The 18877-nt window shown below is 43.1% G+C and carries 18 protein-coding genes; 8 read left to right on the forward strand and 10 right to left on the reverse strand.

Features of this window, described 5'->3' with window-relative positions:
• From DC487_RS11660 to DC487_RS11685, 6 genes are all read left to right on the forward strand, one after another.
• A complete protein-coding gene (locus tag DC487_RS11660; RefSeq protein WP_116776150.1) occupies positions 1-999 on the forward strand; it encodes a beta-ketoacyl-ACP synthase III in 999 nt (332 codons plus the stop codon).
• A 46-nt stretch (positions 1000-1045) separates the two neighbouring features.
• The gene (gene accB, locus DC487_RS11665; protein ID WP_116776151.1) at positions 1046-1534 is read left to right on the forward strand and encodes an acetyl-CoA carboxylase biotin carboxyl carrier protein; all 489 of its coding nucleotides are present in this window, start codon (positions 1046-1048) and stop codon (positions 1532-1534) included.
• Positions 1535-1593: 59 nt separating this feature from the next.
• Positions 1594-2955, forward strand: coding sequence for an acetyl-CoA carboxylase biotin carboxylase subunit (gene accC / locus DC487_RS11670; protein WP_116776152.1), 1362 nt, complete (start codon positions 1594-1596; stop codon positions 2953-2955).
• Positions 2956-3042: 87 nt separating this feature from the next.
• Positions 3043-3918: a twin-arginine translocase subunit TatC gene (gene tatC, locus DC487_RS11675; RefSeq protein ID WP_116776153.1), complete on the forward strand. Its 876-nt coding sequence runs from the start codon at positions 3043-3045 to the stop codon at positions 3916-3918.
• An 11-nt stretch (positions 3919-3929) separates the two neighbouring features.
• Positions 3930-4367 (forward strand): ribose 5-phosphate isomerase B, encoded by a 438-nt coding sequence (gene rpiB / locus DC487_RS11680; RefSeq protein ID WP_116776154.1) that lies wholly within the window; start codon positions 3930-3932, stop codon positions 4365-4367.
• A 45-nt stretch (positions 4368-4412) separates the two neighbouring features.
• Positions 4413-5999, forward strand: coding sequence for a M28 family peptidase (locus DC487_RS11685; RefSeq protein ID WP_116776155.1), 1587 nt, complete (start codon positions 4413-4415; stop codon positions 5997-5999).
• 77 nt (positions 6000-6076) lie between these two features.
• Here the strand turns inward: DC487_RS11685 and DC487_RS11690 are convergent, their stop codons facing one another.
• The 5 genes from DC487_RS11690 to DC487_RS11710 form a co-directional block, all read right to left on the reverse strand.
• Complete coding sequence (locus DC487_RS11690) at positions 6077-8368, reverse strand: family 20 glycosylhydrolase (protein WP_116776367.1); 2292 nt, start codon at positions 8366-8368, stop codon at positions 6077-6079.
• A gap of 92 nt (positions 8369-8460) precedes the next feature.
• The gene (locus DC487_RS11695; protein WP_116776156.1) at positions 8461-9507 is read right to left on the reverse strand and encodes a DUF2157 domain-containing protein; all 1047 of its coding nucleotides are present in this window, start codon (positions 9505-9507) and stop codon (positions 8461-8463) included.
• Positions 9508-9509: 2 nt separating this feature from the next.
• Positions 9510-10157 carry a peptidylprolyl isomerase gene (locus tag DC487_RS11700; protein WP_116776157.1) on the reverse strand — a complete coding sequence of 216 codons (648 nt, stop codon included), beginning with the start codon at positions 10155-10157 and terminating at the stop codon, positions 9510-9512.
• Between the two features lie 78 nt (positions 10158-10235).
• Positions 10236-10421, reverse strand: a complete 186-nt coding sequence (locus DC487_RS11705; protein WP_116776158.1) for a hypothetical protein — start codon at positions 10419-10421, stop codon at positions 10236-10238.
• A 76-nt stretch (positions 10422-10497) separates the two neighbouring features.
• On the reverse strand, positions 10498-12117 hold the full coding sequence (locus DC487_RS11710) for a S8 family peptidase (RefSeq protein WP_116776159.1): 1620 nt from the start codon (positions 12115-12117) through the stop codon (positions 10498-10500).
• Between the two features lie 214 nt (positions 12118-12331).
• Here DC487_RS11710 and DC487_RS11715 point away from each other — a divergent pair, with 214 nt between their 5' ends.
• Positions 12332-14491 carry a S9 family peptidase gene (locus DC487_RS11715; RefSeq protein ID WP_116776160.1) on the forward strand — a complete coding sequence of 720 codons (2160 nt, stop codon included), beginning with the start codon at positions 12332-12334 and terminating at the stop codon, positions 14489-14491.
• 102 nt (positions 14492-14593) lie between these two features.
• Here DC487_RS11715 and DC487_RS11720 read toward each other — a convergent pair whose 3' ends face one another.
• From DC487_RS11720 to arfB, 5 genes are all read right to left on the reverse strand, one after another.
• On the reverse strand, positions 14594-15235 hold the full coding sequence (locus DC487_RS11720; protein ID WP_116776161.1) for a 5'-methylthioadenosine/S-adenosylhomocysteine nucleosidase family protein: 642 nt from the start codon (positions 15233-15235) through the stop codon (positions 14594-14596).
• The gene (locus tag DC487_RS11725; protein ID WP_116776162.1) at positions 15236-15742 is read right to left on the reverse strand and encodes an S-ribosylhomocysteine lyase; all 507 of its coding nucleotides are present in this window, start codon (positions 15740-15742) and stop codon (positions 15236-15238) included.
• Between the two features lie 104 nt (positions 15743-15846).
• The gene (locus DC487_RS11730) at positions 15847-16137 is read right to left on the reverse strand and encodes an antibiotic biosynthesis monooxygenase family protein (protein ID WP_116776163.1); all 291 of its coding nucleotides are present in this window, start codon (positions 16135-16137) and stop codon (positions 15847-15849) included.
• A 78-nt stretch (positions 16138-16215) separates the two neighbouring features.
• Positions 16216-16959 (reverse strand): hypothetical protein, encoded by a 744-nt coding sequence (locus tag DC487_RS11735; protein ID WP_116776164.1) that lies wholly within the window; start codon positions 16957-16959, stop codon positions 16216-16218.
• Positions 16960-17127: 168 nt separating this feature from the next.
• The gene (arfB, locus tag DC487_RS11740) at positions 17128-17529 is read right to left on the reverse strand and encodes an alternative ribosome rescue aminoacyl-tRNA hydrolase ArfB (RefSeq protein WP_116776165.1); all 402 of its coding nucleotides are present in this window, start codon (positions 17527-17529) and stop codon (positions 17128-17130) included.
• Between the two features lie 164 nt (positions 17530-17693).
• Here arfB and bshA point away from each other — a divergent pair, with 164 nt between their 5' ends.
• A complete protein-coding gene (bshA, locus tag DC487_RS11745; RefSeq protein ID WP_116776166.1) occupies positions 17694-18833 on the forward strand; it encodes an N-acetyl-alpha-D-glucosaminyl L-malate synthase BshA in 1140 nt (379 codons plus the stop codon).
• The last annotated feature ends 44 nt before the right edge of the window (positions 18834-18877 follow it).

Here is an 18877-nt window from a genome sequence, read left to right on the forward strand (position 1 = left end):
ATGTCAAAAATCCGTGCTGCAATAACAGCTGTAAATGGATACGTTCCCGATTATGTGTTGACGAACCGGGAATTGGAGACCATGGTAGACACTAATGATGAATGGATTGTAAGCCGTACCGGCATCCAAGAAAGACGCATCCTTAAAGGTGAAGGCAAAGCGACTTCTGACTTGGCGGTACCAGCCATCGAAGGTTTACTTAAAAAACGCGGTATCACCGCAAAAGATATCGAGCTGATTATCGTGTGTACCAGTACGCCTGATATGATGTTTCCGGCTACCGCAAATATTGTAGCAAACAAGATTGGCGCAACCAATGCTTGGGGATATGATTTGCAAGCGGCTTGCTCGGGTTTCTTATTCGGACTTACGACGGCTTCTCAGTTCATCGAATCTGGAAAGCACTCAAAAGTTTTAGTGGTCGGTGCCGACAAAATGTCGTCTATCGTGAACTACGAAGATCGCAATACCTGTATCTTATTTGGAGATGGTTGTGGTTGCGTACTATTAGAGCCCGATACCGAAGGATATGGTTTGCAAGATTCTATTCTGAAAACAGATGGTGCAGGAGCCGAATTCTTGAATCTAAAAGGAGGTGGTTCTTTACATCCAGCTTCTCATGCCACGGTAGATGCCAAAATGCACTTTGCACACCAAGAAGGACGTAGCGTATTCAAATTTGCCGTTACTAATATGGCAGATGTAGTGGCTGAGATCATGGAGAAAAACGAACTAACTTCGGAAGATATTAGTTGGTTAGCGCCACACCAAGCTAACAAACGCATCATTGATGCCACGGCAGAGCGTGCTGGATTACCAGAAGAAAAAGTGATGGTCAACATCCAAAAGTTTGGAAATACAACCAGCGCTACGATCCCAATGTGCCTTTGGGAATGGGAAAGTAAATTAAAAAAAGGGGACAATATTATTATGGCAGCTTTCGGTGGTGGATTCACCTGGGGCGCTACCTATTTGAAATGGGCATACGATCCTAAATAATATCGTATATAACTACTACAAACAAGACTATAAAATAGAATAGACTATGAGCATGGATATCAAACAAGTACAAGATTTGATAAAGTTCGTTTCCAAGTCTGGAGTAAACGAAGTATCTATTGAAGAAAAGGATTTCAAGATTACGATCAAAACGAATCAAGAACCTACATATGTAACGGCTACTGTACCTCAGGCAGCACCAGCTGCTGCGCCAAGTGTAGCGCCAGTTGCTGAATCAGCTAGTGTAGCCCCACAAGCAGCGGCAAAACCAGCTGCAGCAGATGATAGCTCAAAATATATCACCATAAAATCTCCGATGATCGGTACATTCTACCGTTCAGCAGGACCTGGCAAACCAACTTTTGCCAATGTAGGTGATGAGATTACGTCAGGTAAAGTACTTTGCATCGTAGAAGCTATGAAATTATTCAACGAAATCGAATCTGAAGTTTCAGGTAAGATCGTGAAAGTTTTGGTGGAGGATGCTCAACCAGTAGAATATGATCAACCATTATTCTTGGTAGATCCTAGCTAATTTTTTCTTCGAAAAGAAGAGAGAACAAGCTGTTCCATTGTTTACTTTATCAAGAATTTATGTTTAAAAAAATACTGATTGCCAACCGGGGCGAAATAGCACTTCGCATTATCCGCACATGTCGTGAGATGGGCATTCAAAGTGTGGCAGTATATTCTACTGCCGATAGAGATAGTTTACATGTACGATTTGCGGACGAAGCAGTATGTATCGGCCCGCCGGCCAGTAAGGATTCCTATTTAAATATCCCTAACATTATCTCGGCTGCTGAATTGACTAATGCGGATGCCATTCATCCAGGCTACGGCTTCTTATCTGAAAACGCAAAGTTTTCTGCCATCTGTGCAGAATACGGCATCAAGTTCATTGGTGCTACGGCTGATCAGATTGAGAAAATGGGCGACAAAGCATCTGCCAAAGCAACCATGAAAGCCGCTGGTGTACCTACGGTACCCGGTTCGGCAGGATTATTACCTGATGTAAAAACAGGTATTCAGTTGGCTAATGAAATTGGTTATCCAGTTATTATCAAAGCAACTGCCGGTGGTGGTGGTCGTGGAATGCGCATCATCTGGAAAGATGAGGAGTTTGAACCTAACTGGGATTCTGCCCGTCAGGAATCTGCCGCTGCATTCGGTAATGATGGTATGTACCTAGAGAAATATGTGGAAGAACCACGTCACATCGAAATCCAAGTGATCGGAGATCAATATGGCAAAGTATGTCACCTTTCTGAGCGTGACTGTTCTATACAACGTAGACATCAAAAACTAGTAGAAGAAGCACCTTCTCCTTTTATCACACCAGATTTGCGCGCCAAAATGGGCGAGGCAGCTATCAAAGGTGCGATGGCGGTGAAATATGAAGGAGCTGGTACGATCGAATTTTTGGTTGATAAACACCGCAACTTCTATTTTATGGAGATGAACACCCGAATTCAGGTGGAACATCCGGTTACAGAGGAGGTGGTCAGCTTTGACTTGATCAAAGAGCAGATCAAAGTGGCTGCAGGTATTCCTATTTCAGGAAAAAACTACGAGCCGAACATGCATGCGATCGAATGCCGTATCAATGCGGAAGATCCATTCAATAACTTCCGTCCATCACCTGGTAAAATCACGAATTTCCACTCTCCAGGTGGTCACGGTGTACGTGTAGACACGCATGTATATGCTGGATATACTATTCCACCGAACTACGATTCGATGATCGCCAAACTGATCTGTACAGCACAGACCCGTGAAGAAGCGTTGAATACAATGGAACGTGCGTTGAGTGAATTTGTGATCGAAGGTATCAAAACTACGATCCCATTACACCTTCGTTTGATGCGTGATCCTAACTTCCGTGCAGGTAACTTCACCACGAAGTTTATGGAGACATTCGATCTGACAGAATACGCAGACGAATCGCAATCTTAAAGACTACGTTACAATCAAAAAAAAATACCATTCTTCGACCGAAGAATGGTATTTTTGTTTATACTAGTCTTTGAATAACATAACTACATGTCAAATAAAAACTTAAAACTTCTACAGGCATTAAAAGATAAGGGAAAGAGCATAGAGGCAGAGATGTCTTTTTTTGAACATATAGAGGTCCTAAGATGGCATCTTATCCGCTCGGTCATTGCCATTGCCGTATTTGCCATTCTAGCGTTCACCTTCTACGATTTTGTGTTCAACGACATCATCATGGGACCCAAAAATCTAGATTTTTGGACTTATCGCATGATGTGCAAAGTTGGGGATTTACTCAGCTTAGATGGGTTTTGTGTAGAGCGCATCCCGTTTAATATCATCAACACCGAGTTGGCCGGTCAATTTATGTTGCAGATCAACTCCTGTTTATTGATGGCCGTCGCACTGGGATTCCCGTACCTATTATTTGAGGTCTGGTTGTTTGTAAAACCTGCTCTGACCGATGTAGAGCGCAAAGGCGCACAAGGCTTTGTATTCTACGCGACCATTCTATTTATCATCGGAGCTTTATTTGGCTATTACATCGTAGTACCGCTATCGGTTAACTTCCTAGCCAACGTGTCGTTGAGTGAAGAGATTACCAACCAGATTACGATCGACTCTTACCTGTCCACCATTGCGACCTTGACTTTAGGTTGTGGTGTGATCTTTTTATTGCCGATCTTGATCTTCATCTTATCCAAGTTGGGTATCATGACACCAGAATTCATGCGCGCCAGCAGACGTTATGCGATCGTGATCATTCTCATCATTGCGGCTATCATTACGCCTACGGCGGATGTCATTACCTTACTTACCGTCAGTGCACCGATGTTTATACTTTATGAATTAAGTATCTCCGTATCGGCCAGTGTAAAGCGTAGTAAATTGCAACGTGAAAAAGAGTTCTATAAAACCAAGTAATTTAAAGATATATGTCTAAAAAAATAGCCATCGGCAGCGATCACGCAGGATTTGAATATAAGCAACTATTGATCACCATGTTGAATGAATCTGGCTACACGGTAGCCGATTTCGGCCCTTCTAATGGCGATTCGGTTGATTACCCGGACTTTGCGCACCCCGTATCGAGCAGTGTGGAAAAGGAGGAAAACGAATTAGGAATTTTGATTTGTGGCAGCGCCAATGGTGTGGCGATTACCGCCAATAAGCACCAAGGCATCCGCGCCGCGATTGCTTGGCTAGAAGAGATTGCGGTACTAGCACGACAGCACAATAATGCGAATGTGATTTGTATTCCAGCACGATTTATCGATATTGAATTGGCGAAGAAGATCGTTCAAGCTTTCCTAACGACGGATTTTGAAGGCGGCAGACACGCTAACCGCGTGAATAAGATCGCCTGCATGTAAAAACATGTATAACGAGTAACTAACCACACGAACTGAAACACATACATGAAAAAGTACCTTTCCTTATTATTTATCGTGCCAGCGGTTTGGAGCTGCACATTTGCGCAAGATGCCGCACAGAAGAAATACGCTGTCGAGATCACCGAAGAACTGGCTAAAAAACACTTAACCATACTAGCTTCCCCAGCGTTCGAAGGCCGAGGAACTGGCCAAGCTGGTGGTCGCAAAGCGGCAGAATACGTAGCGCAGCAATTCGAATCCTTTGGATTGAAAAAACCGGTCAATGGCTCCTACTTTCAACCAGTGAGTCTGGTGAAATCGGTGTATGCCGTGAAGAACTTTAGCATTGGCGGCAAGTCGTATACGTACGGCAAAGACTTTTACGTACAAGGCGAAAACACCTTGCAAAACTACAGCGCAGATGAATTGATCTTCATTGGCTACGGTATTGAAGATGAGAAGTACAATGACCTCAACGGTTTGGATATTTCGGGTAAAGTGATTGTATTTGTGAACGAAGGCGAGCCCAAAGATGCTGCTGGAAATTCATTGATCACGGGTACAGACAAAGAATCGGACTGGACGCGCAGTCGCCTAAAGCGATTACAGGAGTTGATGAAGAAAAATCCAAAAATGATCATTGGAACTACATCTCAAATAGCGCAGAATCTTCCTCGTATTAGTGGAAGACTATCTACTGGTCGTGTTGCTTTGAAGAAATCCGAGAATACGGAGGTAAATAATGGTGTGCCGATGGTGATCACCACAGAGGCTATGATCAACAGCATTTTGGAATCTAAAAAAACCAATCTAGATCAGGTAAAAAAGAAAATATCGGATACCAAAAAACCGAATTCTTTTGTAATCAAATCAAAATTGAGCGCAGAAATGGGTAACAGCCAAGAAGATTTGGACGATCCAAATGTCTTGGGCTTGTTAGAAGGATCTGATCTGAAAGACGAAATCGTGGTTATTGGTGGTCACTGGGATCACGATGGCATCTTGCCAGACGGAACGATTTTCCCTGGTGCTGATGATAACGGAACAGGCACAGTAGCGGTAATCGATATGGCTCGCGCTTTTGCGGCAGCAAAAAAAGACGGGAAAGGTCCACGTCGCAGCATCTTGTTCATCGCTTATGCGGCGGAAGAAAAAGGTTTGTTAGGATCTAATTTCTATGTAGAAAACCCGATTTTCCCGCTAGCAAACACGGTTACTTGTATCAACATCGATATGATCGGACGGATTGATGATAAGCACTTGGAAGGCAACCACAACTACGTGCATGTGATCGGCACGAACAAACTAAGTTCAGAATTGAATCCATTGGTAGAGAAAGCAAACGAAGAATATACGGGTCTGGAACTAGACGGCATGTACAATGATCCAAAAGATCCGATGCGCCTGTATTATCGCTCAGATCACTATAACTTTGCGAAGAAAGGTATTCCATCGTTGTTCTTCTTCTCGGGCTTACACCCGCACTATCACACACCAGAAGATACGGTAGACAAGATTGACTTCCCAATGATGGTGAAACGCGAACACTTGATCTTCCATACCATATGGGACATTGCGAATCGCGACAATAGATTAGTAGTCGATATTCCAGAAGATGGCGGCACCCGCTAATTCAATATAAAATTCATAAAAGACGAAAGCCCTTGAATCACTTCAAGGGCTTTCGTCTTTTTATCGCTATTAGGCGCTTAAGGTTGGTAGAACCAATCATCAGGAATTGGCTGTACTTCTCCCCCATCTACGCTGTATTTGAGTTCTAACGTAAAACCGCCGCCCGCTTCGATAAAGTCAATAGCGAAGTCGTGCAAACCTTTTTTCAACGCAATCTGTCCGCTCTTCATCACAGGGGAATGATTGCCATCGTTATCGACAACCATTTGCTCTGCGATCCGCAATACACCGCCATCATCGCAAGTAAAGTAGAAACTGTAAATGCCATCCTTTGGTGCGCGGATGTAGCCGCGAAGCTGAGCCGCAAAGGCTGGCATATTCACCGTATCAGCAATATGCACGTTGTTTAGTACTTCCTCGCGCACGACAGTTCCTTTTATAGTCGCTACTTTCGGGAATTTGCCTGCATAGAACTTGGTTTGCAAACCATTTTTACGACCTTTTACTGATGCTTTGACCGGTTTCTTCCACGTATCTTTTACAAAATCAACTTGGTACAATTCACTTTTTGCACCACTTTCCGTAATCGACGCAAAACGGATTTGGCTTGGTTCACGAACGACTAATTCATCTTTAAATACAGGACTTGTGGGCAATGGCAGACTGCCGTCGGTTGTGTAGTACACCTGAGCCCATGTCAATGGATTATGCACTTTCAATACCGCTTTGCCATCTACAATGACTTGCTTATCGGCGAAGCCCTGCAAGTCGGGCATACGAAAACTGTAACCCAATTGTTGCCATGCTTGGTAATGATCTACAATACGATCTTGGTAAGAAGCAAACAACTCTTGATTCGTCCATACGCGCTCGGCTAAGGCCGTCAATCTCGGCAAAATCATAAACTCTAGTCTTGCTACCGAGGGGATCATTTCTGTCCAAGTATTTGCCTGTGCTCCAATAATAAGCACACGATCTTGCGCTGGCAGATCCGATGGGATCGGGCGAAAATGATAGACACTATTGAGTGAACTGCTATTTGGAAGAAAATCAAAATACAAAGGATTTGTCGGCGTCATGATGACTTCATGCCCAAGAGAAGCAGCTTTGTGCGGCGCATCTTTCTCCCAGCCGCGCCAGTACATCACGGTCATGGACTTATCTACTCCTCCATCCAATACTTCATCCCAGCCGATGGCTTGTTTACCATTTTTAGTAATGTAGGTATTGACGCGATTCACAAAATAACTTTGCAGCTTATCTAAATCGGTAATGTTTAACTCTTTCATCAACGCTTGGCATAATGGCGATTTCTCCCAGCTATCTTTCTCTACCTCATCGGCGCCGATGTGAATGTATTTGCTTGGGTATAATTCCATCACTTCCGAAAGCACATTCTCTACGAAAGTATAGGCTTCTTCCTTGCATGGACAGATTGGCGTAGAGAAGTTTTTGCCCCAGCTCGCTTCGTCCGCATCTAATAGCAACTCCGGATAGGCTTTTGTCGCCATATACATATGCCCTGGCATATCAATCTCTGGAATGACCTCAATATGTCTAGCTGCTGCATACTGCAAGATCTCGCGCATGTCATCTTGTGTGTAGTAGCCGCCATACTCCACCACGCCATTGCGCTCGCGCAAATGTTCTTTTGGCAAGTCAAAATCAGGGTTAGTTTTCGCCTTTTCTAATAATGCCGTATCATGATTGTTATACGTTCTCCAACCGCCCATTTCAGCGAGCTTCGGATATTGCTTAATCTCCAAGCGCCAGCCTTGATCATCCGTGAGGTGAAAATGGAACTTGTTGAACTTATACATGGCCAGCAAATCGATGAATCTGAATATGTATTTTTTGGAAAAGAAATGTCTGGCCACATCCAAGTGTGCACCGCGCCAACCAAAACTTGGCCCATCTTCGATCTTCATGAAAGGCAATGCAAGCGCTTGTTTTGATTTACCAGTTATGAGTAGTTGGTTTAGTGATTGTAAGCCATAAAACATACCAGAAGCTGTGCCAGCGCTAAGGCGAACGCCCTGTGCATTGATTTCTAATTGGTAATGTTCGGCTTTGATATGAGCATCCTTCACCAATAGGATATTCGCAGAGCCCGCGTTGCGCGCGAGTTGTAGCGTTTTCCCGGCAAATACCTGCTGCGTCAGCACATCAATCTCTTGCTCAAAAAAGGCGAGATTATCGCTGTAGTATTGCAGTAATTCTGTCTTCGGAGACCAAGAACCTGCTTGCGTCACGACCGACTGCGGGTAAGGTATTAATGGCAGATTTTGTCCTCTTTTGGTAGACTGTGCATGGCCGAATTGCAACACAGCTAAAAGGAAATAGCTTAATAATAAAGATGTTTTAATCATATTTAGATACATGGAATTTATCTGAACCGGAAAGATAAACAATTTTGTTTATCTGGAGCTCTTCGAAATCCATGTGGACACTCAAAGAATGCCTAATCTAGGTTACGCTTATTCCAAATTTTCTCTGCCCATCGACCTACTAACCAAAATGAAACCGCTAAGAATAAAAAGAAAAGCGTACGATTCATATTATCCCACAAATATTCGACGTAGCGGGTATAGATATTGATGATGAAGAATACAAAACCGATTTCTCGCGTCGTATTATCTTTGAAGCGCAAACCATATAACACCAAACCTAAAGCAACAGCGGTGGAGATCAATCCCCAATAAAACATTTCGTATTGACGAATGGATGCCCAACGATCCCAATCGCTATAATTTCCAAAAATGGACAATGCCCATAAGGATATCATTAGATACATGAGGCCAACTACGTAACTGGTTTTTCGAAACTCCAACAAAGCCTTAACACGTGGCACGACAAATATCGCAATCAGCGTAATCACCAGACCGAACAGGGTGAACCGCAGCGGATAATTCATTCCCCAAAACTTGAACCCCCAATTACTGTGGTGCGCGGTTTCTGTGCCAAACCAAATCCCCAAACTGATGAGCATAAAGATCCAGATGAGTTGTGACTTGAATCGTACGGCCAGCACGCCATAAATGACTACTGATAATAGGAAGAATAAGGAATAATGACTAGTATCTTTTCCCAATATCTTGCCTAGGAAGCCAATGGATGCAGCCGTAGCAAATACGCCCACCAGCATCATGGTTTCAATGGATAGCGTTTTCGTAGGATGCCGTAGCTTGTAGCGAAAACCCAACGCGTAAAATATCACCGCCAACGCGGCAAAGAAACCGAAGTAGATCACATCTGGCGCATCAGATAGGCTTTGCACAAATTGTACAAAAGCTTCGTCGATAAAAAGTGATAAGATCGCGAACACTAAGCAACCTAACGCTACCCAGAACGCATAGCGAGCTAAGCGCCCCCAATCAAAACTCTTCACATCAAGCGAGTCGCGCAACTCAGCGCTTTTTTGCGGATCTAAATATCCGCGCGTTTCCCAAAAGTCGATCGCCTCACTCAGTGTATCGTGATCTTGGCGCGTTACATCTAATTTTTTCATAGCTAGTGCTTAGCTTCTCCCAAAACACGTACCGAAAATACCACAGGCGTGAGTGGCACATCCGATGAGTCGGTGTCCACCTGATTAATTTGCTCCATCACATCCAAGCCTCGAACAATTCTGCCGAAGATCGTATAATCGCCATCCAATCGTGGTATACCGCCTATGCTGGTGTAGATTTCTCGATGTTTTGCTGGAATTTTAATAGATTTGGCTTTTTCTAACGCATCCAATTCAGCGTTAGTAATCACCTTCCCTATTACAAAATAGATTTGTGCTAGATACGATGCTTTCTCGGGGTTATCATCTCGACCAGCACCTAAAGCGCCTTTATAGTGGTAGTGCTGTGGCAAGATTTCAGCCGGCAGACGTTCGCGTTTGCGCAATCCTTCGGCTTCTTCTTGTAGAATAGGTTCATCCAGTTCGCCGCCCTGATTCACGAAACCAGCAATCACTCGATTAAACAACGCCTGATGATATACGCTGTCTTTCACTGCTTGTAAAAACAGGTCACGGTGCTGTGGCGTATCATCGAATAGTTCAACTTCAACCGCTCCATGAGTCGTATCGAAGATGACATGCGTCGTTTGTCCAAAGACTCCAAAAGCAAGACAAAAGCTGATGAATAAGGTCGAAATGATTTTTTGCATACGGCCAATCTACTAAAAAATTGGCACGATCGAGATAAAAAAGAAAAGCCTCAGAAACGAATTTCTGAGGCTTTTAGATCATTGTTGCTTGCGTAAGGATTTGGAATAATCCAGAATCGCTTCGATAGTCTTTTCGCTTGGACTTTTAGTCAGTTTTTTGATGCTTGCTTGCAAGCCCAATTCAAATTGACCATCAGTCAGCTTTTTCGGCTGCCGGTCTACGGGATAAGCTAATGATTCATCTTTTGTAAAAACTTTAACCATAAGCGTTTAAATTAAAATATACTATCTAAACGCAAGATAGACATTTATAGTATCCGCTCTGATTATTTTTTAGAAATTATCTTTTACTGGCTAATTCGTCGGCCAATTTCACCGCTTCATAGGCATTTACAATACCTCCAGATACGCTGATCTCATCCAAGTATGCTTTTTTAGAACGACCTTCGCCCGGTACTTTTACTTTTTGATCTACTTTGGTCACCGATTTTAAGATGATGTCTTTTACTTCTGGAGCGGTCAAATCTGGATAATACGAACGCAATATTGCCGCCAAACCTGCCACTACTGGCGCAGCCATACTTGTACCTTGCTGTTCTTTATAAGTCGATTCTGGCATGGTAGAATTGATACGTACACCTGGCGCAAATACGTCTACACTGCGGTATCCATAATTCGAGAACGTTGCGACTAAGTCGGCATCTTGCTTCCAACCCGTAGCACCTACTGTGATCCAGTTTTTCGCCTCGCCCTGCACAGATCCTAAACTATCCGTATAATATTTCATCGGATAATTCTTCGTCACATCTACATCCGCGCCGTCATTTCCAGCAGCATGTACCAACAAGACATCTTTAGATTCGGCATATTTGACCGCATCGTCCACCGTTTGCTTATTGTATACGTACGACTTTCCAAAACTCATGTTGATGATCTTTGCACCATTGTCTACTGCGTAGCGAATAGCATTAGCCACATCTTTATCGTGCTCATCACCGTTTGGCACGGTACGAACCGCCATAATCTCGACATGATTGGCTACGCCATCAATACCAATATTATTGCCGCGTTTGGCACCGATAATACCAGCTACGTGTGTACCATGACCAGCGTCTGGACCTTTTACATCCGGATTGCCGTAATAGCGCTCGCTCGCATCATCATAATTGTCGCCAATGATGCTTCTTGGATTGAAGTCCTTATTCAAGTGAAAGTTCACTTGCTCTTCATAATATTTCACCCCTTCGGTAAGGCTGTCGTAAAATTTGTCAAACGGATCTTTATCCAATTCTTTTTTGATAATCCGAATGGCCATTTTTTGGCGGTCGTTGCTCGGCGTGATCTTATCGAGGTCTGCTTTCGTAATGTCTTTTGGCTCTTTACCAGTACTCGCAACGATGCCGTCAATATCTTCTTTTAACCGTGAATAGTTCGTAGCGCCAAATTGTGCTTCATCCATCTTGGAGGTGTAATCACCGATCATCTGCTGATAAGCAACAAACTCACGACGCTCGGTCTCTGAAAGTCGTGTACTAGGCAATACAGAAATGTACTTGGGCTCGTATTTACGAATCAATCGAGTTACCTCTAGATTATCTTGATTTACATTTTCTCCATTGGCATTGCCCAAGAAATTCCAACCGTATACATCGCCCGCATAGCCATTGCCATCATTGTCTTTGGTGCTACCAGCCGTTTCTTTTGGATTCTTCCACAGCACTTCTTTAAGATCTTCGTGTTGAATATCAACACCACCATCCAGCACGGCAACCACGACCGGTTTAGCCGTTTTATTTTTCAAAAAGTCATAGGCCTTTTCGGTGCTGATTCCCATAATGCCATCTTTCTGAAAATCGAGATTATACCAATTCGGTGGTGGCGTATCCTTATCCTGTGCGATACTGGCATAGGGAAATATTCCCAATGCAAGATAGAGTAATGCTTTGTTTATTCTGTTCATGTGTGTGTTTTAGTATATGCTACCTATGTTAACAAAGATAATGCAATATTGTAGCGCGCATTGTTAAATAGTTTAAAAATGAAATATTTCGCTTAATTTTAGGGCAAGCAGTTAGCTCTATCACGGTATTTATGTGGCCGATTTGTATTTCATTCACCGAAGGTGGAAAAATCATCAGGCATACCAAGACAATGTTATCCTAATTGAAATAAACATGAAATTTAAAACATCATTTAGTTTGATTGCACTTACTATTATCGCAGGATCCTGCGGAACCTCAGACAAAAAGAAAAATGCGCCTCAGTGGCCAAACGATGTACAAGCACCGGTAGCGGAGATCAATCCCTATACGCGCGCTATCCACGGCGACACGGTGATTGACAATTACTACTGGCTGAACGATTATTTCAAGGAAGGGCCAGATTCGGCCAAGGTAGTCGCTTACTTGAACGCAGAAAACATCTATACGCAAGCAATGATGAAAGACACGGAAGGGTTTCAGGAATCATTGTTTAAGGAGCTGAAAGGCCGAATCAAAGAAGCAGACGAGAGCGTGCCTTACCTGAAAGATGGCTACTATTACTACCGTCGCACGGACGAAGGCAAGCAATATTACAAATTGTGCCGCAAGAAGGGATCGCTAGATGCCAAAGAAGAAGTGTTGCTGGATGTGGATAAAATGGCCGAAGGCCATGCTTACTACGCCGTGGGCGCTACGTCGATCAGTCCAGACAATAACCTATTGGCTTATGCCGTAGATACTGTGTCTCGTAGAGAATATACCGTGCAGATCAAAAACCTAAAAACAGGTGAGGTCTATGCAGATCGTATTGATCGCACCTCGGGCGGTATCGTTTGGGCAACCGACAACAAGACAATTTTCTACACTGCTCAGAATCCAAAAACCTTGCTTTCTGAAAAGATTAAAAGACATGCCTTAGGCACTGCTGAGGCCGCAGATGTGGTTGTATACGAAGAGAAAGACAAAACCAATTATATTGGGGTATCCAAATCGAAGAACGGCGCTTACATCATGATCTACTCGGGCGGTACCTTGAGCTCGGAGATGCGTTACTTACCTTCCAACGAACCGCAAGGTAATTTTAAAGTTTTCCAACCGCGCCAGAAAAATGTGTTGTATAGTGTCACACCGTTGGAAGATAAATTTATCATAGTCACCAATGAAGATGCACAAAACTTCAAGGTGATGGAAACACCATTAGATAAGACCGAAAAAGCCAACTGGAAGGTCGTCATTCCGCATCGTAAAGATGTGCTGGTGGAAGGCGTGGAAGAATTCAAAGACTTCATGGTCGTATCTGAGAGAAAGAACGGATTAACGCAATTGGCGGTGCACGATTTAAAAGCAGGCACACAACATTACTTGGATTTTGGCGAAGAGGCTTATACCGTCTATTCGGGCATTAATGCCGAGTACAATAGCGAAATCTTACGCTATGGATATACTTCTATGGTGACACCAAGCTCGACCTACGACTACAATATGCGTAGCAAGGAGAAAGACTTGAAAAAGCAACAGGAAGTATTGGGCGGCTATGATCCGGAAAAATATGAAACCAAGCGTATTTTTGCGACCGCCACGGATGGCACTAAAGTGCCAATCTCTATGGTGTACAAAAAAGGATTTAAGCAAAATGGTGAAGCGCCATTGTTATTGTATGCTTATGGTTCGTACGGTTCATCCATGGATCCTACCTTTAGCTCTACACGCTTAAGCTTATTGAATCGCGGTTTTGTTTTTGCCATAGCGCATATCCGCGGTGGCGAAGAAATGGGGCGCCAATGGTATGAAGATGGAAAGATGATGAAGAAGAAAAATACCTTCACCGATTTCATCGATTGCGGAAAGTTTTTGATCGATCAAAAATTCACTTCGACCGAACATCTCTATGCTAGTGGTGGTAGCGCCGGCGGATTGCTGATGGGTGCGATCATCAACATGGCGCCAACCTTATGGAATGGCGTTATCGCGGCAGTGCCTTTTGTCGATGTGGTGACTACGATGTTGGATGAAACTATTCCATTAACCACGAATGAGTACGATGAATGGGGAAATCCGAACGAGCAAGCCGCTTATCAATACATGAAATCGTATTCACCTTATGAGAATATTGAGGCCAAAGAATACCCGAACTTGTTAGTGACGACCGGACTACATGATAGCCAAGTGCAATACTTCGAACCAGCAAAATGGGTGGCGAAATTGCGTGCTACGAAAAAAGGCAGTAATGTTGTCTTGCTAAAAACGGATATGGAATATGGGCACGGAGGTGCTTCTGGTCGATTCGATTACCTAAAAGATTTGGCCTTAGAATATGCTTTCTTATTTAAGCTGGAAGGTATCCAAGAATAACCATCCAATAAGGGAGGTATATATAATTGTAAAAGGTTCATCTGTCGGATGAACCTTTTTTTTTGTGTTTGAAAATAAGATGATATAAATGCCAGACAGCAGCTAGAAAACGCTGGATGTTGCCATTTTCCCTTGATCCAATGATCGCATAAACTGATCGAGAATGTTGCCTAATCTGCCGGAAATCTCGCTCAGAATGCTTTCCCAATCTTTCACCGTACCATCACAATTGTCGGAAACAATCTTGATGCTGTGAAAGGGTAAATTTTTCTGATAACAGAAGCTCGCCAGCGCATAGCCTTCCATATCAAATGCCAAAGGATCAAAATGTTTAATATCTTGATAAAATGCCGTTGTGACATTAATAAATCGATCGGATGTCAATAGCGCTTCTTCGTATGGGAACTCATCCATCGGAATAGATTCAATCAGACCTTGTCCACGCAGAAACAACGTGTTTTCTAAGAAAAAACCATCCGTATAGGCATCACCTTGCGCATAATAAGCAGGATAAAGCACATGACCAACTGGATGTCTGGTAGAGCCCACCGTGCCTACATTTAATAGTAAAGGCGCAATGCCCAACTCCTTGATGTCTTCGTACAAGGTGGCGAGCGACAGCAGCGCATTGACTTTACCTACACCGATTTCATAAATGAAAGTGGATTTGTCAGTTGTCGTGAATGATAGCTCGCTCTTATTGGCTACCAAGATAATGGTTTCGATATCCTGATGAAGGATCATTTAATTCTCGTCAATATAAGGGTACTCAAATTCTAGTTCTCCTGCCTTGATCAAATTCAGAAAATTTGCGGCAGCTTCTTTCGATGCTGGGAAGTCCATAAAGGTATAGTTGCCACAGCTGATCGGATTTTGAAACGGCACTTCATAGCCTTCCTCCAATACGATTTCTAATACCTCTTGCATCAGTTCAGCTACTTGCTGTGGCGTGCGCGCTGTGCCAGCCAATACTACATAAAAACCGGTGCAACAGCCCATTGGGCCAACATAGATGACTTCATCACCTAAAATCGTCCTAATTTCTGTCGCGAAGCAATGTTCCAACGTGTGCATCACTTCTGGAGACAACATGCGTTCCGGCGAATTAGGTCTGATCATACGAATGTCGTATGTGGTATAAGTTTCTAGCTTGCTACTATCGGTAGGAGAAGCTTTCGCATAAATTCCTTGCTTCAATTTGGTATGATCTACCGTGAAGCTATTGACCGTTGCTTTTTCTTTTGTATACATATGATGCCGTTTAATGCTGTACAGCCTTTCGCCGTACAGCGGTTAAAAGTCGATTAAAATATCTACAAAAATACTAGATTATCCGCAGAAAGAAGAAAAAGCTATTATTTTAACTCTTCGTAATGCTCCACCGTAGGGAATGGATCGTAGTAATGGTGCAATAGTTTTTCCCACTCTTTGAATAATGGAGATTCTTTAAAACCAATGGTATGATCTTCCAATGTCTCCCATTCTACCAAAAGAATGTACTGATTACCTCTTTCGATACATTTGCGCAGTGAATGCGTGATATATCCTTTACTTGCACTAATATATTGGCAAGCCGTTTTGTAATCTCTTTCAAAATTGGCTTGCTGTCCCTCGATAATTTCTAGTACTGCTACTTCTAAAATCATAATTCTATTTGCTTATTGTTGTTAGTAAAGATATTAAACTTGCTGCACTGTTTCTGACGACGCGGAACAAAAATTATACTACTGATACCCCATCTCTTCCATCAGTAATCGATCCTGCTCGATGATGTCGTCGGTGTGCATCTGTGTAGACCAGATTTCTCCGTGTTGCAGATCACTGTAAACCACTTTGTACGTCGCATCTTTGCACACAGAAAAGGCCGTGTAGTAGAATTCTCCCGGGTTACGTAAGGTATATAAGATCAATTGCTCTTCCTGATCTCCTACTCTATAGATCTTCAGCAAAGTATGTTCATTGCGCACCAATTCGGCTGGGATATCAATTCCCCAGCCAATCTGATTTTCCGGCACACAATCGACAGCCGTAAGGTCTGGAAATAGCTCGCGACTAAATCGCACATCCCGATTTAAAAATTGATTAATGTCTGCTTCATTTAACGCATTCGGACTGCTAAACACTAAGCCGACCTGCGGCCCGTTCGGTGATTGGTAAACAGCATGCACCAAATGCTGCCCTTTAGAGCGTTTTTTCTTGTACCAATACCGATGATTTTTCGATGTTTGCGCTAAATAATTAGAAAAAGATCGCGTACTGTCTTCGGATTGCCATCCAATCACTTTTACTAAGCTATCTGTAGGTAAATGCGTGACAAAAAGCAATTCGACTTGCTTTGGCTTGATGCCAAAAGATCTCAGTGCCTGTACATTTTCTTTATCCAGCTCATCCATATCTATTTTCTCCGCATCTGCAGCAACACTCAAATGACTTCGCACATTATGGTAATTTGGGTCATTCTCTACCATGAAGCCATGTTTAGAGAATTCATAACTTCTGCAAGAAGTAAAAACTATTGCGGGAAGAATAGCCAAAAGTAAAACGAGGGACAAACGCATTTAGATAGGATTTAGGTTAGTTCATAGATAGCTACATCAGCTACACTAAAACTATAACGTCCCATTATCGAGAATATTTTACAAATCGCACCGTTTTCGTTGTTGTTTTTTCTCCGACTGTTTCTTTTTACGATCCAAGCGTTGAAGTATTTTGGATTTGGGAATACGTGTGGGCACACGTTTTTTGATGGGTTTTAGGGCTTCTGCCAGCAATTGAAAGAAGCGTGCTATCACCGCCTCTTTATTCTCTAGCTGACTTCTGCTTTGTGAAGCTTCCAACAATAGAATGCCTTCACTCGAAATACGATTAGACAAACCGGACAAGATCCTATTCTTCTGCATTTCGTCGAAAGCACCGGAATTATTGACGTCCCAAAAGAGCATCACCTTGCTTTCCACCTTGTTGACGTTTTGGCCGCCAGCTCCACCCGATCGGGCTGTCTTAAACCAAATTTCCTTTGTCAATTCCTCCTTATCCATTGATGTAAATATAACATTCCGCCATAGAATTATTGCAAAACAATTATAAAACCCTCCTTATCTTTGCCTCATCAGGCAAGCACCCATACACCAGCTATGAAGAGAACAATCATACTGGTACATCTACCTGACCAAGTTTAATTTTAGGAAGACGAAAACAACAGATGAAAATAGGAATAGTTTGTTACCCTACCTTCGGAGGTAGTGGTGTAGTAGCTACCGAACTGGGTAAAGCTTTAGCTTCCAGCGGACACGAGATACACTTTATCACATATAGCCAACCGGCACGTTTAGATTTTTTCTCAGAAAATCTTTTTTATCACGAGGTGGCAATGTCGCAATATCCCCTTTTTGATTATGCGCCGTATGAGACCGCGTTAGCCAGCAAACTGGTAGACGTGGTGCGCTACGAGAAGTTGGATTTATTGCACGTACATTATGCTATTCCACATGCTTCTGTCGCATTTATGGCGAAGCAAATTTTGGCGACTTACGGCATTAAGATTCCTGTCGTGACGACCTTACATGGCACAGATATTACCTTGGTCGGCAAAGACAAAAGTTTCAGTCCGGTAGTCACCTTTTCCATCAACCAGTCGGATGGTGTAACCACGGTATCGGAAAATCTGAAGCAACAGACTTTGGATTATTTTGACGTGACCAATCATATCGAAGTGATTCCAAACTTCATCGATCTTAACAGATTTCACAGTAAGAACCACGAACATTTCAAGAAAGCGATCGCGCCAAACGATGAGCGCATCATCGTTCATACATCCAACTTCCGCAAAGTAAAGCATACGGGTGATGTGGTGCGGATTTTTGAACAAATCAATCAGAAGATTCCAAGCAAACTACTCATGGTAGGTGATGGACCAGACAGACGCAATTCGGAAGAATTGGCGCGCCAACTCAATGTTTGGGAACACGTACGCTTCTTAGGAAAACAAGACGCCATTGAGGAAATACTTTCTATTGCCGATTTATTCCTGATGCCATCTGGATCCGAGAGCTTTGGCTTGGCAGCTTTGGAGGCAATGGCTTGCAAAGTGCCCGTTATTTCGTCGAACACGGGTGGTTTGCCCGAGCTCAACATCGACGGTTTTAGCGGCTACATGAGCGATGTAAGTGACGTGGAAGGTATGGCAAAACAAGGTATTCATATCCTAGAAGATGATGCTAGATTGGCAGAATTCAAAGAAAATGCACTAACCAGAGCAGAGGATTTTAAGATCTGCAAAATCGTTCCACATTACGAGCGTTTTTACGATGAGGTCATAGCCCGCGTGAAAAAAGCAGAATAAAGGTCGTTGGCCGACAAAATTGTCTTATATTTGGCTTTTGGAAA

Source organism: Sphingobacterium corticibacter, assembly GCF_003076635.1.
GTDB lineage: Bacteria > Bacteroidota > Bacteroidia > Sphingobacteriales > Sphingobacteriaceae > Sphingobacterium > Sphingobacterium corticibacter.

Excerpts from the sequence above, each read along its gene's own strand:
- DC487_RS11660 (WP_116776150.1), top strand. The coding sequence starts at position 1 with ATGTCAAAAATCCGTGCTGCAATAACAGCTGTAAATGGATACGTTCCC.
- accB (WP_116776151.1), top strand. The coding sequence starts at position 1,046 with ATGAGCATGGATATCAAACAAGTACAAGATTTGATAAAGTTCGTTTCC.
- accC (WP_116776152.1), top strand. The coding sequence starts at position 1,594 with ATGTTTAAAAAAATACTGATTGCCAACCGGGGCGAAATAGCACTTCGC.
- tatC (WP_116776153.1), top strand. The coding sequence starts at position 3,043 with ATGTCAAATAAAAACTTAAAACTTCTACAGGCATTAAAAGATAAGGGA.
- rpiB (WP_116776154.1), top strand. The coding sequence starts at position 3,930 with ATGTCTAAAAAAATAGCCATCGGCAGCGATCACGCAGGATTTGAATAT.
- DC487_RS11685 (WP_116776155.1), top strand. The coding sequence starts at position 4,413 with ATGAAAAAGTACCTTTCCTTATTATTTATCGTGCCAGCGGTTTGGAGC.
- DC487_RS11690 (WP_116776367.1), bottom strand. The coding sequence starts at position 8,368 with ATGATTAAAACATCTTTATTATTAAGCTATTTCCTTTTAGCTGTGTTG.
- DC487_RS11695 (WP_116776156.1), bottom strand. The coding sequence starts at position 9,507 with ATGAAAAAATTAGATGTAACGCGCCAAGATCACGATACACTGAGTGAG.
- DC487_RS11700 (WP_116776157.1), bottom strand. The coding sequence starts at position 10,157 with ATGCAAAAAATCATTTCGACCTTATTCATCAGCTTTTGTCTTGCTTTT.
- DC487_RS11705 (WP_116776158.1), bottom strand. The coding sequence starts at position 10,421 with ATGGTTAAAGTTTTTACAAAAGATGAATCATTAGCTTATCCCGTAGAC.
- DC487_RS11710 (WP_116776159.1), bottom strand. The coding sequence starts at position 12,117 with ATGAACAGAATAAACAAAGCATTACTCTATCTTGCATTGGGAATATTT.
- DC487_RS11715 (WP_116776160.1), top strand. The coding sequence starts at position 12,332 with ATGAAATTTAAAACATCATTTAGTTTGATTGCACTTACTATTATCGCA.
- DC487_RS11720 (WP_116776161.1), bottom strand. The coding sequence starts at position 15,235 with ATGATCCTTCATCAGGATATCGAAACCATTATCTTGGTAGCCAATAAG.
- DC487_RS11725 (WP_116776162.1), bottom strand. The coding sequence starts at position 15,742 with ATGTATACAAAAGAAAAAGCAACGGTCAATAGCTTCACGGTAGATCAT.
- DC487_RS11730 (WP_116776163.1), bottom strand. The coding sequence starts at position 16,137 with ATGATTTTAGAAGTAGCAGTACTAGAAATTATCGAGGGACAGCAAGCC.
- DC487_RS11735 (WP_116776164.1), bottom strand. The coding sequence starts at position 16,959 with ATGGTAGAGAATGACCCAAATTACCATAATGTGCGAAGTCATTTGAGT.
- arfB (WP_116776165.1), bottom strand. The coding sequence starts at position 17,529 with ATGGATAAGGAGGAATTGACAAAGGAAATTTGGTTTAAGACAGCCCGA.
- bshA (WP_116776166.1), top strand. The coding sequence starts at position 17,694 with ATGAAAATAGGAATAGTTTGTTACCCTACCTTCGGAGGTAGTGGTGTA.